Source organism: Rhizobium sp. RM, from assembly GCF_013390595.1.
In the GTDB taxonomy this organism is placed as follows: domain Bacteria; phylum Pseudomonadota; class Alphaproteobacteria; order Rhizobiales; family Rhizobiaceae; genus Agrobacterium.
In genome coordinates this window covers 1,002,217-1,017,717 of record NZ_JACAWV010000022.1, presented here as the reverse complement: position 1 = coordinate 1,017,717, position 15,501 = coordinate 1,002,217, and the positions used below count along the sequence as shown (strand labels likewise).

Genomic DNA, 15,501 nt, shown 5'->3' with positions numbered 1-15,501 from the left:
CATCTTTCATCTCAGTCATCAATTGAATTTCTGAATGGAGATGAACATGCGGCGATATCTTTCGCATGCGTGGACCCGCGTGCGCGCCGGTCTGCGAGCACTGGAACGGTTTACCTTTGAAAGCTTCAAGCCAGATGATTTGGCAGAAGAAAGCCTGTCGGATGATATCAAGCGCGATATCGGTGTCAGGGATGGACGTGGCTATTTTCGAAGTGATTTCCGACAAGGGAAATTGCGTGCAGCAGCTCGGCTGCCACAAGGGCCGCTATGACAGCGGGGCGCTTGTCCTTCACGCTGTTTCCGCCGATTGGCAGGACCAGCTTTTGAAGATTCGATGGCGGTTCTCCCTCTCGCTCCAGCCAATGTGCAAAGGTAGCGCGTTTGGTCTTCGAACCGATCATGCCGACATAGGCAAGATCGGAACGCGCAAGCGCCTCTTTGGCAATGAGGAAATCGAGAGCGTGATCGTGAGTGACGATGATCGCGGCACCGTTTTCGGGAATACTGGCGACAGCGGCTTCCGGCATTGGCGTGAGAACGGTTTCGGCCGTTTCCGGCAGGTCCACCAATTCGTTCTGGCGTGTTTCCACGACCGTGATGGCCAAAGGCAAAAGTGAAAGTGCCTGTGCGAGCGCCTTGCCGACATGGCCGGCGCCAAAAATGAAGACGGCGGGCTGTGCCTGTTCTTCCCGTATAAGCCTCTGTTCGAGCTGATTGGCGATGCCTGTGGTCACACGCTGAAAACGCAACAATGTCCGTCCACCGCAGCATTGGCCGATTTCCGGGCCTAGCGGGATGTCCATGCTGTCTTCCACCGCGCCACTGCGCAGCATGGCGCGGGCATGGTCGATTGCCATATATTCGAACTGCCCGCCGCCGATGGTTTCCCACAGCAGGTTTTCAGCCACCAGCATGAAGGTTCCTGCCGCACGCGGCGAAGATCCTTTCACGGCCTCTATTTCGACGAGGACGGCTGGACCGGAACTGGCAAGGAAACGGGAAAGGCGCGTTTCAGGCATTGGCGCTTGCCCTCACACCTTCTTCAGCCGTTCCACCGCCATCAGCACCCGTTCCGGTGTTGCCGGTGCATCAAGACGCGGGCAGACCTTATAGTCGGCGATGGAGGCAATGGCCATCGACAGCGCCTCCAGAACCGAGATCGCCAGCATGAAGGGTGGTTCGCCGACAGCCTTGGAGCGGCCAATCGTTGGCTCGGCATTTTCCGACCATTCTGCCAGCTTCACGTTGAAGATTTTCGGCCGGTCGGAGGCAAGCGGGATCTTGTAGGTTGAAGGTGCGTGGGTGCGTAGCCGTCCCTTGGCGTCCCACCACAATTCTTCGGTCGTCAACCAGCCCATGCCCTGAACAAAAGCGCCTTCCACCTGACCGATATCGATGGCCGGGTTCAGCGACTTGCCGACATCGTGCAGTATGTCGGTGCGTTCCATCATGTATTCACCGGTCAGCGTGTCGATCGAGACTTCGGAACAGGATGCGCCATAGGCGAAGTAATAGAACGGCGTGCCACGTCCAGCAGCGCGATCCCAATGGATTTTCGGCGTCTTGTAAAAACCGGCGGCAGAAAGCTGCACGCGGGCGAAATAGGCCTTCTTGATGAAATCGTTGAAGCCGATTTCTTCCTGTCCGATCCGCACCCGGTTTGGCAGGAAAACGACATCTTCCTCCGAGACGTTCCAGTTTTCTGCGGCAAACTTGATCAAACGCTCGCGGATCTGCCGCGCGGCGTCGTAGGCGGCCATGCCGTTGAGATCGGAGCCGGAAGACGCTGCGGTTGCCGAAGTATTCGGCACTTTGCCGGTGGTGGTCGCGGTGATCTTCACCCGACCCACATCGACCTGGAATGCATCGGCGACCACCTGTGCGACCTTTGTATAAAGGCCCTGGCCCATTTCGGTGCCGCCGTGGTTCAGATGGATCGAGCCATCATTGTAGATATGAACCAGCGCGCCAGCCTGGTTAAAGGCAGTCATGGTGAAGGAGATGCCGAATTTAACCGGCGTCAGAGCAATGCCCTTGCGGATGACCGGGCTTGTCTTGTTGAACTCGATGATTGCCTGTCGGCGGGCCTGATAATCGGCGGAGGCTTCCAGTTCGTCGACGATCCGGGCGATGACGTTGTCCTCGACCTCCTGATGGTAGGGGGTCAAGGTGCGGTTGGAACCCTGTTCGCCATAGAAATTCAGCTTGCGGATTTCCAGCGGGTCCTTGCCCACCGCATAGGCGATCTCCTCGATGAAGCGTTCGCCGCCGACCATTCCCTGAGGGCCACCGAAGCCGCGGAACGCCGTGTTGGAAACCGTGTGCGTTTTCAGAGGCTTCGACGCGAGATGCACATGCGGGTAGAAGTAGCTCGAGTCTGCATGGAACAAGGCGCGGTCGGTCACGGGACCAGACAGATCGGATGAGAAGCCACAACGCGCCGCATAGGTGGCGTCAACCGCATGGATACGGCCTTCCTCGTCGAAGCCAAGCTCGTAGTCGACCCGGAAGTCATGGCGTTTGCCGGTTGCCGTCATGTCCTCGTCGCGATCGGGACGAATTTTGACAGCCCTGTTCAGCTTCTTGGCAGCAATGGCGCAAAGGGCCGCAAACTGGTTGCCTTGCGTTTCCTTGCCGCCGAAACCGCCACCCATGCGACGCACCTGCACGGTCACTGCATTTGATGGCACCTGGAGAATGTGGCTGACGATATGCTGGATTTCGCTCGGGTGCTGGGTGGAGCTCCACACCGTAACCTCGTCATCTTCGCCGGGAACCGCCATGGCGATATGGCTTTCGAGGTAGAAATGTTCCTGCCCGCCAATGCGCATCGTGCCGGTCAGACGGCGTGGCGCAACATCCATCTCGATTTTCGCTTCGCCACGTTGCAAGACCATGCCCGGTGTCACCAACGGCTCACCGTTTTCCAAAGCGCCGTCGATGTCACTCCAATGCGGCAGATCCTTGTAGGTAATCTTTGCCTTGCGGGCGGCCTTGCGGGCGATGTCGCGGGTTTCTGCAAAGACAGCAAAGATCGGCTGGCCGTGAAATTCGACCAGTTTTTCTGCGAGCAACGGCTCGTCGTGGCGACCACCGGAGGACACGTCATTTTCGCCCGGTACGTCCTTGCCTGTCATCACCCAGATGACGCCCGGCATTGCTTCGACCTCGGAAAGATCCACCGAAACGATTTCTGCGTGGGCGCGGTCGGCCATGCCAAGCGCGCCATGGATCAAACCGGCGGGCTCTGGAATATCATCAATATATTCGGCGGTGCCGGTGACATGCTTATGGGCGGAATCGTGCCGCAGCGACGCATGCATCGGGCCATCGATCTTTGTTTTGGTCTTGTCGAAGGTGGTCGTGTCCATCTGTGTCAATCCTTCGCGTTTATGCGTCTTCCAGCGCAAAACGGCTCAATTCCTGCTTTGCTCCGCTTGTCTCAAGGAAAAAGCGCGTCAGCAGGTTTTTAGCCGTCAGTTGCCGGTATTCGGCTGTCGCGCGCCAGTCGGTCAACGGCTGGAAATCCTCGTCCAGCGTATCGCGGGCAGCCTCGATCGTCTCCTGCGTCCATGGTTTTCCCAGCAAAGCGGCTTCCAGATGGGCCGCTCGTTTGGGCGTGCCCGCCATGCCACCAAAGGCGATGCGGATATCTTCGACGCTGCCGTTTGCATCCAGGATGAGATTGAAGGCGGCGCACAGGGCAGAAATGTCTTCGTCGCGCCGCTTCGAGATTTTATAGACAGCATAGCGGCTTTCCGCCTTGGGAAGCGGAATGAGGAGTTTTTCGACGAATTCGCCGCTCAATCTGTCCTGCCTGCCGTATTCGATGAAGTAGCTTTCGAGCGGTATGGTGCGTGCACCCGATGAGGAGCGCAATGTCAGGATGGCGCCGAGCGCGATCAATGCTGGCGGCGTATCGCCGATCGGCGAACCATTGGCGATATTGCCGCCAATCGTGCCCATATTGCGCACCTGCTCACCGCCGATCCGGTCGAACAGTCGGGCAAGCGGCGGAACATGATCCGCAATGGTCTTGAAGGCTTGGCTGTACGTGACGCCAGCGCCCAACGTGATGCTCTCGCCATTGACCGTCACGGTCTGCAATTCGGACAGATTGTTGATGAAAATAACCGGGTTCAGCGCCCGCATCTGCTTCGTCACCCACAGGCCGACATCGGTAGAGCCGGCAACGATGGTTGCTTTCGGTTCGGCGGCATAGAGATCGATCAGCGATGAGAGCGTTGCCGGAACGATGGTGCGGTCGTCGCCCTTGGTAACGACGATGGTTTCATTGGTCCGGATGGCCCAAAGACGTGCCATGATGTCGGTACGATCGCGCTGTAGCGGATCGAAAAGCGCACTGGGGCGGGCTGCCGCGATCTTTTCCGCGGCGCGGACGATCGGCTCGTAGCCCGTGCATCGACAGAGATTGCCTTGCAGGGCCTTTTCGATATCCGCACGTGACGGATTTTCAGCCGAAAGCCACAGGCCATAAAGCGACATGATAAAGCCCGGCGTGCAGAAACCGCATTGCGACCCATGGAAATCCACCATGGCCTGCTGGACGGGATGCAGCGTGCCGTCACGCGCGGCGAGATGTTCCACCGTCACGATATGGGTGCCATGCAGCGAGCCCAAAAAGCGAATGCAGGCATTGACGCTTTCATATCGCAGCGAGCCATCGAGCAACCGCCCGACCAAGACCGTACATGCGCCGCAGTCACCTTCCGCACAGCCTTCCTTGCTGCCTGTCAGCCGTCTGGAGAGCCGAAGGTAATCAAGAAGCGTGTCGGTTGGTCCAAAATCCTTCAACGAAACGGTTTCGTTGTTGAGGATGAAACTGATTGCGTCGTTCATGCACTGCCTTGCTTCGTTGCCCGGCAAATCGCCGGTTCCTGTCTCATCATCTATGCACGCCTGCGGGTGGAGATCGATTTCCGTTTCGGAAATTCATTATTTCTGAAATGGAAATAAAATCGGCTGATTATTGCGCCGTCCAGCCGCCGTCGACAGAAATATGTGTACCCGTGATGTGGTTGGCAGCATCGCTTGCCAGAAACAGCGCTGTGGCCGCGACATCTTCGACCGTGACGAATTCCTTGATGGCCTGCAGTTCCAGCATCACATCGTTTTTGACGGCCTCTTCGCTGATCCCGCGCGCCTTTGCCATTTCGGGTATCTGCTTTTCGACCAAAGGCGTCAGCACGTAGCCGGGGCAGATTGCATTGACCGTCACGCCTGTTTGCGCCAACTCCAGCGCTGCCGTTTTGGTCAGCCCCATGATGCCATGTTTGGCTGCGACATAGGCGGATTTGAACGGCGAGGCGACAAGCCCATGTGCCGAGGCGATGTTGATGATGCGGCCTTTGCCAGCCTTTTTCATCAAGGGTATCGCAGCACGCATGGTATGAAAGGAACTCGTCAGATTGATGGCGATGATCGCATCCCATTTTTCCGGCGGAAACTCATCGACCGGAGCAATGTGCTGAACACCTGCGTTGTTGACGAGCACGTCGATCGAGCCCAGTTTCTCGAACGTGGAATTGACGAGATCGGCAATTTCATCGGGCTGTGTCATGTCCGCTGGATGATAGAGGACGCGACCACCGCTCTCTGCCTCCAGCAGAAGGCGAAGCTCCTCGATTTCATCGTCGTCGCCGAAGCCATTCAAAACCACATTGGCTCCATCCTTGGCAAACGCCTGGGCGATGGCAAGACCGATTCCACTTGTAGAGCCTGTTACAATCACTGTCCGATGCATGCATTCCCCTCTCGGCATTACCTCGCACATATATTGACGAGCGTATGCCCAAACCGGCCCGGCTGGCAATCGGCATTTGAAGAATGCGCTGTATACGCCTCCTGCGGGAAGATGGGTGACAGGGGAAACGCTGGAGAAATCGCTTCCATCCATTTTTTCGAAGAGACCGTTCCAGATTTTCCCGTTTGTTTTGGGGAGGGTGGGTGCCTATCTCAGGGAAACGGAAAACAGAGGTATCGGACATGGAACTCGGTCTCTACACCTTCGCGGATGTCGACCCCAACCCCGCTGATGGACGCGGGCCTGAAGGCGTGCGGCGATTGAAAAATCTGCTGGAAGAAATCGAGCTTGCCGACCAGGTTGGCTTGGATGTTTTCGGGCTGGGAGAGCATCATCGCCCTGATTACGTCGCTTCCTCACCATCGACCGTGCTTGCGGCTGCTGCGGTGAAAACGAAAAACATCCGGCTGACGAGTGCCGTGAGCGTGCTCAGTTCTGATGATCCGGTCAGGGTCTTTCAGCAATTTTCGACTGTCGATCTGCTCTCGAATGGTCGCGCCGAGATCATGGCAGGGCGGGGCTCCTTCATCGAATCCTACCCGCTGTTCGGCTACAATCTGGAAGATTATGACGAGCTGTTCACCGAAAAGCTCGACCTGCTGCTGGCTTTGCGCGAGCAGGAGATCGTTACCTGGAGCGGTGCCAAGCGCGCGCCGATCAACGGACGTGGTGTCTATCCGCGTCCGTTACAGGAGAAACTGCCTGTCTGGATCGCCGTTGGCGGTACGCCGCAGTCGGTCGCACGCGCAGGTGCGATGGGATTGCCGGTCGCGCTTGCGATCATCGGCGGCGAATATCGTCGTTTCGCACCGTTATTCGATCTCTATCACGAGGCGGCTCGCCGCGCAGGGCAGGACAAGACGAAATTGCGGACCAGCATCAACGTCCATGGTTTTATTGCCGATACCACCGAGAAGGCCGCCGATCAGTTTTATGGTCCGCAGGCGGAGGTTATGAACCGTCTCGGTCGCGAGCGGGGGTGGGGGCCGACGAACCGTGCCCATTTCGACGCTGCGCGTGGGGCTGAAGGCAACCTCTTCCTCGGTGAACCCGAGCAGGTGGCGGAAAAGATCATCAAGGCGCATGGTGTCTTCAAGAATGATCGCTTCCTTTTGCAGATGGCCATCGGGCTCATGCCGCATGACCAGATCATGCGCGGTATCGAGCTTTACGGCACGAAAGTCGCCCCGATCGTCAGAAAAGAATTGACTGGCAGCGCCGATCCGGTGAAAGCCACAGCCTGATTGACGATGATGGCGGTGCCCCAGGAGGACATCGCTTACAAGAATACGGACGGAAAAATGGTCATATCCACCGACGAAGAACTGGAGATGCTGAAGGATGTCGGCCGGGTTTGCGCGCTTGCGATGCAGACGATGGCTGATGCGCTTGAGCCTGGCATCACCACCGCGGAGCTGGATGCGATCGGTCGCAAGGTGCTGGAAGACAATGGTGCACAATCGGCACCGGAGTTCTGCTATCAGTTTCCGGGTGCTACCTGCATCAGCGTCAACGAGGAAGTGGCCCATGGCATTCCGGGTCCGCGCATCATAAAGGCGGGTGATCTCGTCAATATCGATGTTTCGGCCGTGAAAAACGGCTTTTTCGGCGATACGGGTTCGTCGTTCGCCGTGCCGCCGGTCAAGAAAGAGATTGAGCGGCTTTGCCGCGATGGCAAGCGGGCAATGTGGACCGGGCTTCAGCAGGTAAAGACCGGGCGTCCTTTCGCCGATATCGGCAATGCAATCGGCTCGTTTGCGAAGAAGAACCGCTATACGTTGATTACCAATCTTGCCAGCCACGGCATCGGTCGCTCGCTGCACGAGGAGCCGAAAGAACTTGCGACCTGGCCGGACAAGGCCGAGCGGCGCATCATGCAGGAGGGTGTGGTGTTCACCGTGGAGCCGTTCCTGTCGATGGGCGCCTATTGGGCCGAAGACGGTGACGATGATCCATGGACGCTCTTCAGCGATCCGAGCGCCCCGACGGTTCAGTACGAACACACTGTCGTTGCGACAAAAAATGGTCCGCTTGTTCTGACGCTTGTCGAATGATCGATCAGAACGCGTTATCGGCGCAATCAAAATAACTTGTTTGTCGGTTGGCTGGACGGCTGCGATAAGCCGTCCATGACATCCTCAGACCATATTTCGAACAGGCGGCTTGTCGCGCTTGGTTTCAGCGGCGCATTGATGATGGCATCGGCCATGGGTTTCGGCCGCTTTTCCTTCACCCCCATTCTCCCGGGCATGATGGCGGACATTCCGCTGTCGGCCTCCGATGCTGGCGTGATCGCGGCTGGCAATTTCGCCGGATATCTGGCGGGCGCCATCCTGGCAGCCTATTCATGGGTAGAGGGACGAGAGCGCCTGGTCGCTCTTTCCGGTCTGCTGGCAACCGGTGTCCTGCTGTTCGCCATGGCTGTTTTCGATAGTGTTGCAGCTTTCACAGTCATTCGTTTCCTTGCCGGTCTCGCCAGCGCTTTCACCATGATCTTCACCTCGCAGATCGTCATCGGTCATGCGATGCGGGCCGGCAAAGATCATATTCAGGCACTGCATTTTGGCGGCGTCGGTGCAGGCATCGCCATTTCGTCGCTTGTCGTTTACCTGATTGGTGTTGTTTTTCATGGCAGCGTCGCTTCCTGGCGACAGGAATGGGTTGCCGGTGCCATCTTTACGTTCGCAACTCTGGTCATCGTCTGGCGTGTTCTGCCTGCAGGACCGCCCCGGCATGCGTCTGCTGCCGCCGAGCCGCCGCTTCAATGGAAACGGCCGCTGGTTTTGACCACGCTTGCTTACGGTCTGTTCGGCTTTGGCTACGTCATAACCGCGACCTTTATCGTCGCCATCGCGCGCATGGCGTCAGCCGGTGCTTTCGTGGAGTTTCTGGCCTGGTTTGTGACCGGCTGCGCTGCGGCGGTCTCGTTGTTCCTGTGGAAGCCGGTATTGAAGGCTCAAGGGCTGAAGCGGGCATTTGTGATCGTGCTCGCGGTGGAGGCGGTCGGCGTCCTGGGATCGGTGATGTTGCCGCCCGTTGCAGGTGTTCTCACGGGTGGCCTGCTGCTTGGTCTGACCTTCATGGTCATCACAGCTTACGGGCTGCAGCTCGGACGCGAATTTGCGGCTGGTAGCCCCCGACGCGCCTTCGCCTTCATGACTGCAGCCTTCGGAACGGGGCAGATCATTGGCCCGCTTGCCGCCGGATGGATTGCTGAGGCGACGGCAAATTTCACGGCCCCCTCGATCCTCGCTACCTGCATTCTCGGTGTCAGCATTCTTCTGATGTTGCCTGTTCTCGCAGCCGACGCGAGGCGCTGAAAGCCCTTCACACGGCTGATATGCCTTACATATTGTTAAGGTGAGCGCTTCGGCGTTGCTGTGCACAAATTTCTGCCCTAGGTTCGCGCCAACAAGTGCTTCGCCAATAATGGCCGATCTCAAACGCGCGTGGACTAAAAACGTGTTTCATTCCTTCTTTCCCAAACCGAAGCTGTTTTTTACCTCAGCGGCATTGTGGACCGTCGTGTGCATTGCCGTGTGGTACAGCATCGGTCCACAATTGGGCGCCGCCCTTGGCATGCCGCCCTTGGCTCCGGGCGAAACGGCACCTCTTGGCATCGCGTATTTCTTTTCCCGTGATAACGTCTGGTTCTATCTCTACTTCACGATTTTCGTCGCGATATTCGGCGTGACGTGGCAGATCATTGCCAAGGACCACCCCTGGACCAGCTGGTCGATCTGGGGTTCGGCCTTCATCATCTTCATCGCCTATTTCGCAGTTCAGGTTTCCGTTGCGATCAACAACTGGCGCGGCCCGTTCTTCGATCTTTTCCAGCGCGCGCTGGAAGGGCAGCCGGGGATCGAGGCAAGCCAGTTCTATGCACTCCAATTGCGTTTCCTGGAAATCGGCATGGTTGGCGTGGCGATGAACGTCACCACGGCGTTCTTCACCAGCCACTATGTCTTCCGTTGGCGTACCGCGATGAACGATTTCTACCTGTCTAAATGGGACAAGCTTCGCCATATCGAGGGTGCTTCCCAGCGTGTGCAGGAAGATACGATGCGGTTTGCATCGATCGTTGAAGGCCTTGGCGTTGTCCTGATCAACTCGGTCATGACCCTGGTCGTCTTCCTGCCGCTGCTGTTCCAGATGTCGGCGCATGTCACCGAATTGCCGTTCCTTGGCGCGATCCCGCATTCGTTGTTCTGGCTTGCCCTGTTGTGGTCCGTCTTCGGCACCGTGCTTCTTGCCGTTGTCGGTATCAAGCTTCCAGGCCTGCAGTTCCGCAACCAGCGCGTCGAGGCAGCGTTCCGCAAGGAGCTTGTCTATGGCGAAGACCATGGCGACCGTGCCCAGCCGCCGACCATGCGTGAGCTGTTCGCCAATGTGCGCAAGAACTATTTCCGCATGTACTGGCACTATCTCTATTTCAACGTCGCTCGCTACACGTTCGGTCAGCTCGATGCGATCATCCTGACCTTCATGTTGATCCCGACCATCGTGGCCGCGAAGATCACCATGGGTGTATGGCAGCAGATCGCCACGGCGTTCGGTCAGGTCAGCGACAGCTTCCAGTATCTCGTCAGCTCCTGGTCGACGATCATCGAGCTTCTGTCGATCCGCAAACGTCTGGTCGCCTTCGAAGCAGCAATCGATGACCAGCCCCTGCCCGATATCGACGAGCGTTATCTGCAGCGTGAGGCTGAAGAGGGTGAAATGGCCGCCAACCGGCCGTGACGAAAACAGAAGGGCGGCCGATTGGCCGCCCTTTTTGTAACCGGTCGGGTTTTACCCTTCCGTCTTGTGTTTCTGGCGTGCCTCGATCATCGGCATTGCCTGTGCGTAGCTGACACAGGCGACATCGTCTTTCTTGCAGACCTCGCGCAGCAATCGCTCAAAGGCGTTCCAATAGGCGCCGCCATTCATTTTGACGAAATGGAAACCGAGCTGCAGGGGAATACGCTCACCGTTATATTGCTTGTTGAAGGCGTTGCGGAACGCGGTGTAGGCGCGCTCTTCGAATTCCTTGGAGCGATCGGGTGTCTCGACACCGATGGAGTGGCGAACAAACAGGTTGTAGTCCATGCCGATGATCGGTCGATTGCTTGGGCCCTCTGGAATAAGCGGCAGGCCGAAATGCTCGATGCCTTCGCGTTCCACAGGCCATTCCGGCCCTTTGGTAATGCTGGTGGCGTCATAGACGAAGCCGTGTTTTTTCTGTGCGGCCGTCAAGGCTTCACCCTGTGAAAGATAGGGCGCGCGAAAACCATTGATCTTGCGCACCATGTCGCGCCATCCCTCGGGTTCCTCGCCCTTCTTGCCGATCATCTGCCAGGCGTTTTCCAGCGTGCTGGTGAAGGTCGTGAACTCCGCGTCCCATTGCTCTGTCGTCCATTGCCCGCCATCGAAATGGCCGCAGGTGTGGTTGCCGATTTCGTGGCCTTCCTGCGAGGCCGTCCAGATGTTTCTCAGACGTGTCTCGACGTCGTCGATCGACTGTCCAAAACCGACATTCGACCGACCCGCCTTCTGGCCGGGCGCCTGATAGGTCTTGGCGCTGGTCTTTCGATCCATCACCAGGGTACAGGCAAGAAAATAGGTGAAGTGTGCGCCGGTTTCTTTTGCCGTCGCCCGGCTCCGGTCCCACAGCGTGTTGTCTCCAGCGCCATCGAAAGACACGATGACGAGCTGTTTGGGCTTCTCATCAACCTGGGCGAAGGCCGGGGCGGCGATGCAGAACGACAGTGAAATGGCGGCAAAACGGGAAATCATCGGGTATCCGGACTATCAAACACTGTGGCCTTTTGCCGCCGGAATAAGGCGAAGCTTTGAATAATCTGGCTTTTTTACAGCTTTCGTCCTAATTCCGTTCATCGGCTTGTCGCAGTCCGGCGTTCGCGGACATCAGGGGAAATTGCTCCATGCTCTTTTTCGTACTCTGTCTTATCTTCTTTTTCCTGACGCATTCGCTCAGCGTGATTGCACCCGGGTTCCGGGCCAGCATGATTGCGCGGCTTGGTCAGGGCCCGTTCAGGGGGCTTTACTCGCTCGTCAGTCTTCTTGCCATCGTTCTCCTCGTCTACGGCTTTGGTGAGGCACGGCAGGAAACCGGAATGCTCTGGTACCCGCCAATCTGGATGAGCCATATCGCGCTGACGCTGATGCTGCTCTCGATGATCTGTCTTGTGGCGAGCCTTCTTCCAGCCGGGCACATTGCCACGAAATCAAAACATCCGCTGGTTCTGGCCGTGAAAATCTGGGCGCTGGCACATCTTCTCGCGAACGGTGAGACGTCTTCCATCCTGCTCTTCGCATCGTTTCTTGCCTGCGGTGTCGTGCTCAGAATTTCTCTCAAGCGGCGCGAGCGGGCAGGGGAGAAGGTGGTGCGTCCATTCGTGTCGGGTCGCTACGATATCATCGCCGTTATTGGCGGTGTTGCACTCTGGGCAGCTTTCATATTCAAGTTGCACGAATGGTTGATCGGCGTGCAACCGCTTGCGATGTAGGAAATCGACGTTTCCCCCTTACATATAAGGCGAAAACGCTCTAGAAGGCCGACCATAGCTTGGTGGGCCTTTTTTACTGGCTCCCGGCAGCGCGCCTTGGCATGTCCGCCGACGGGTTGGTCGTAGCGACCTTTCCGGGTGGATAACGGAGAATTCGATGGCAAACGAAAATGATACCTTTATCCGCGAAGTGAACGAGCAGATCCGTTCGGAACGCTTGTCCAATTTCTGGGGCCGCTACGGGATTGTGGTCGTGGGAAGCGCGGTCCTGATCGTGCTGGGGGCTGCCGGTGCAGGTATCTACGAATATTGGAATACCAGCCGTGCATCCAACTCCGGCGATCAGTTCCTTGCAGCCTTGAAGCTTGCTTCCGAAAACAAGACGGACGAGGCGCTGAAGGCATTTACGGATCTGGAGACATCCGGCCACGGCAATTATCCGGTTCTGGCGAAATTCCGTTCGGCGACGCTGCTGTCGCAAAAGGGCGATGCAGCAGGTGCCATCGCCGCTTTTACCGATATTGGCAACGACACGTCTGCACCGCAGGTGTTCCGCGATACGGCAAAGGTTCGCGCTGCATGGTTGCTGGTCGATAACGGCACCTATGATCAGGTTGCTGCGCTGGCGGAACCGCTGAGCGGCGAAGCCCAGACGATGCGCGCTTCCGCACGTGAGGCTCTGGGTCTGTCCGCTTACAAGGCGGGCGACTTCGCCAAGGCAAAACAATGGTTCGAGCAGATCGTGACGGATGCACAGGCACCGCGTAACGTCACCAATCGTGCGCAGATCATGCTCGACAATATCACCGCTTCGGGCAAAGCTTCGTAATAGAGCTTTTCCACCTTCAAGGAACTACGATCAATGAACTTCACCGTCGCCATAGTCGGGCGCCCCAATGTCGGAAAGTCCACGCTTTTCAACCGTCTGGTCGGAAAGAAGCTGGCGCTTGTGGACGACACGCCAGGCGTGACCCGTGACCGCCGCCCCGGCGAGGCGAAGCTCGTCGATCTGCGTTTCACCATCATCGATACCGCTGGTCTGGAGCAATCCGGTCCCGAGACGCTGCAAGGCCGCATGTGGGCGCAGACCGAAGCGGCCATCGAGGAAGCGGATGTTTCGCTTTTTGTTGTCGATGCCAAGGCGGGTTTGACGCCGGCTGATGAAACGCTTGCGGAAATGCTGCGTCGTCGCGGCAAGCCTGTTGTTCTCGTGGCGAACAAGTCGGAAGCACGCGGTTCTGACGGCGGCTTTTACGATGCCTTCACATTGGGTCTCGGCGATCCTTGCCCGATCTCTGCCGAGCATGGCCAGGGCATGATCGACCTGCGCGACGCCATCGTCGCCGCGATCGGCGAAGATGTGGCGTTCCCGCCAGAGGTGGATGAGGCGGAAACCAACATCGTTCTTTCGCACAACGAATTTGGTGACGAAGACGATGAGGACGAAGAGCCGGTTTACGACGACACGAAGCCGCTTCGCGTCGCCATCATCGGTCGTCCGAATGCGGGCAAGTCCACGCTCATCAATCGTTTCCTCGGCGAAGACCGTCTGCTGACGGGTCCGGAAGCGGGTATTACCCGCGACAGTATCTCGGTCGAGTGGGACTGGCGCGGCCGCACCATCAAGATGTTCGACACGGCTGGTATGCGCCGCAAGGCGAAGGTGACGGAGAAGCTGGAGAAGCTTTCGGTCGCCGATTCCCTGCGCTCGATCCGCTTTGCCGAAACGGTTGTTATCGTTTTCGATTCCACCATTCCTTTTGAAAAGCAGGACTTGCAGCTCGTCGATCTCGTGATCCGCGAGGGACGCGCCGCAGTTCTTGCTTTCAACAAGTGGGATCTCGTCGAAGATCCGCAGGCCTATCTCGCCGATCTGCGTGAAAAGACCGAGCGGCTTCTGCCGCAGGCGCGTGGTATTCGCGCCGTGCCGATCTCCGGCCAGACCGGGTATGGTCTCGACCGGCTGATGCAGAACATCATCGATACGGATAAGGTCTGGAACCGTCGTATCTCGACGGCAAGGCTCAATCGCTGGCTGGATGCGCAGACGACGCAGCATCCGCCGCCAGCCGTTTCCGGTCGCCGCCTGAGACTGAAATACATGACGCAGGTGAAGGCGCGTCCGCCGGCTTTCATGATTTCATGCACACGTCCGGAAGCTATTCCGGAAAGCTATACGCGTTATCTGGTGAACGGCCTGCGTAAGGATTTCGACATGCCGGGCGTCCCGATCCGCGTGCATTACCGCGGCTCTGACAATCCGTTCGAAGGCAAGGCGAAGAAGAAGCGCTGATCGGATCGAAGATTGATGCATCCTCGCATTGAAGGCGGGGATGCCCTCAGACGAGATTGAACAATCGCACCGGACATTGGGCCTGGTTGACGGCCCTATCGTCGACGTAGAATTGCGAGTGAAAGACCATGTTGATTAAGCAGAGCGACTACCACCGGATTTACCGCGTCATCAACAGCCTGCTTATCAACGAAAACGCTGATCCGGCAACGGCGTGCATGTATTTCAGCACGTTTGGCGCGTTTATTCTCCAGCAGCAGTACAAGATCAAGGCCGTGCCGAAAGGCGGCCTCGCTGCCTATAATCTCGGCGGCACGCTCATCCTGTTCGGGGATCATCGTGAGGACGGTTATGTGACCGGTGCTGGCGAAAACTTCCATTGCTGGGTTGAAGCGGATGGATGGGCGATCGATTTCATGGCGCCTGCATTTTCTGAAAGTGCAAAACATCTTTCCGTGCCTTCCAAGATGTTTCAGCGTCCGCTTTCGTCCATGGCGACATCCATCAACGATCTCGGCCAGTCTGGCGACTTCTTCTACAAGGTCGAGCCGGAGGCCATGGGGCAACGTTTTGCGGATTGGCACAAGCACGGCATGATCGGCGATCTGGCGTCCATCGCAGCCGGGTGGTTCCGCAAGTCGCCAAAGCAGATGCAAAGCGAGATTTCTGTCAGTGACAGCAATGGTAAAAGCACAACCATTCCTCTGACCGGCAATGGTCTCAGCGGCGCCTGGTAATCTCGACATTATGGAAAAAGGACGGCCAGCGTGTTCTCGCGGCAGCCGCCTGACGTCAATCAGCAGCCCGACCCCGTTCTAAAGTTAACGGCGGTCGCGTCCTGATCGCCTTTTGGCACTGTCGCGGTCGTTCGTCCA

The 15,501-nt window shown here is 57.6% G+C and carries 13 protein-coding genes; 8 read left to right on the top strand and 5 right to left on the bottom strand.

Annotated features, from left to right (window positions below):
* Positions 1–185: 185 nt before the first annotated feature.
* The 4 genes from xdhC to HWX89_RS21445 form a co-directional block, all read right to left on the bottom strand.
* Positions 186–1,019 carry a xanthine dehydrogenase accessory protein XdhC gene (gene xdhC / locus HWX89_RS21460; protein WP_138791159.1) on the bottom strand — a complete coding sequence of 278 codons (834 nt, stop codon included), beginning with the start codon at positions 1,017–1,019 and terminating at the stop codon, positions 186–188.
* A 12-nt stretch (positions 1,020–1,031) separates the two neighbouring features.
* Entirely contained in the window at positions 1,032–3,371 is a 2,340-nt protein-coding gene (gene xdhB / locus HWX89_RS21455; RefSeq protein ID WP_178340856.1) for a xanthine dehydrogenase molybdopterin binding subunit, read from the bottom strand.
* 19 nt (positions 3,372–3,390) lie between these two features.
* Entirely contained in the window at positions 3,391–4,860 is a 1,470-nt protein-coding gene (xdhA, locus tag HWX89_RS21450; protein WP_138791158.1) for a xanthine dehydrogenase small subunit, read from the bottom strand.
* Positions 4,861–4,987: 127 nt separating this feature from the next.
* On the bottom strand, positions 4,988–5,764 hold the full coding sequence (locus HWX89_RS21445) for a 3-hydroxybutyrate dehydrogenase (protein WP_138791157.1): 777 nt from the start codon (positions 5,762–5,764) through the stop codon (positions 4,988–4,990).
* A gap of 242 nt (positions 5,765–6,006) precedes the next feature.
* On the opposite strand from HWX89_RS21445, the gene HWX89_RS21440 reads away from it, so the two are divergent.
* From HWX89_RS21440 to sbmA, 4 genes are all read left to right on the top strand, one after another.
* Entirely contained in the window at positions 6,007–7,068 is a 1,062-nt protein-coding gene (locus tag HWX89_RS21440) for an LLM class flavin-dependent oxidoreductase (protein WP_138791156.1), read from the top strand.
* A 57-nt stretch (positions 7,069–7,125) separates the two neighbouring features.
* Positions 7,126–7,878, top strand: a complete 753-nt coding sequence (map, locus tag HWX89_RS21435) for a type I methionyl aminopeptidase (RefSeq protein ID WP_138791155.1) — start codon at positions 7,126–7,128, stop codon at positions 7,876–7,878.
* A gap of 75 nt (positions 7,879–7,953) precedes the next feature.
* Entirely contained in the window at positions 7,954–9,144 is a 1,191-nt protein-coding gene (locus HWX89_RS21430; RefSeq protein ID WP_138791154.1) for an MFS transporter, read from the top strand.
* Between the two features lie 142 nt (positions 9,145–9,286).
* Positions 9,287–10,564: a peptide antibiotic transporter SbmA gene (gene sbmA, locus HWX89_RS21425; RefSeq protein ID WP_138791153.1), complete on the top strand. Its 1,278-nt coding sequence runs from the start codon at positions 9,287–9,289 to the stop codon at positions 10,562–10,564.
* Positions 10,565–10,615: 51 nt separating this feature from the next.
* On the opposite strand, the gene HWX89_RS21420 is transcribed toward sbmA, so the two are convergent.
* The gene (locus tag HWX89_RS21420) at positions 10,616–11,599 is read right to left on the bottom strand and encodes a polysaccharide deacetylase family protein (RefSeq protein ID WP_138791152.1); all 984 of its coding nucleotides are present in this window, start codon (positions 11,597–11,599) and stop codon (positions 10,616–10,618) included.
* Positions 11,600–11,748: 149 nt separating this feature from the next.
* On the opposite strand from HWX89_RS21420, the gene HWX89_RS21415 reads away from it, so the two are divergent.
* The 4 genes from HWX89_RS21415 to HWX89_RS21400 all read left to right on the top strand — a co-directional run bounded on the left by HWX89_RS21415 (position 11,749) and on the right by HWX89_RS21400 (position 15,363).
* On the top strand, positions 11,749–12,333 hold the full coding sequence (locus HWX89_RS21415) for an NnrU family protein (protein WP_138791151.1): 585 nt from the start codon (positions 11,749–11,751) through the stop codon (positions 12,331–12,333).
* Positions 12,334–12,490: 157 nt separating this feature from the next.
* Entirely contained in the window at positions 12,491–13,162 is a 672-nt protein-coding gene (locus HWX89_RS21410) for a tetratricopeptide repeat protein (RefSeq protein ID WP_138791150.1), read from the top strand.
* Between the two features lie 33 nt (positions 13,163–13,195).
* Positions 13,196–14,626, top strand: coding sequence for a ribosome biogenesis GTPase Der (der, locus tag HWX89_RS21405; RefSeq protein ID WP_138791149.1), 1,431 nt, complete (start codon positions 13,196–13,198; stop codon positions 14,624–14,626).
* Between the two features lie 128 nt (positions 14,627–14,754).
* A complete protein-coding gene (locus tag HWX89_RS21400) occupies positions 14,755–15,363 on the top strand; it encodes a DUF2026 family protein (protein ID WP_138791148.1) in 609 nt (202 codons plus the stop codon).
* The last annotated feature ends 138 nt before the right edge of the window (positions 15,364–15,501 follow it).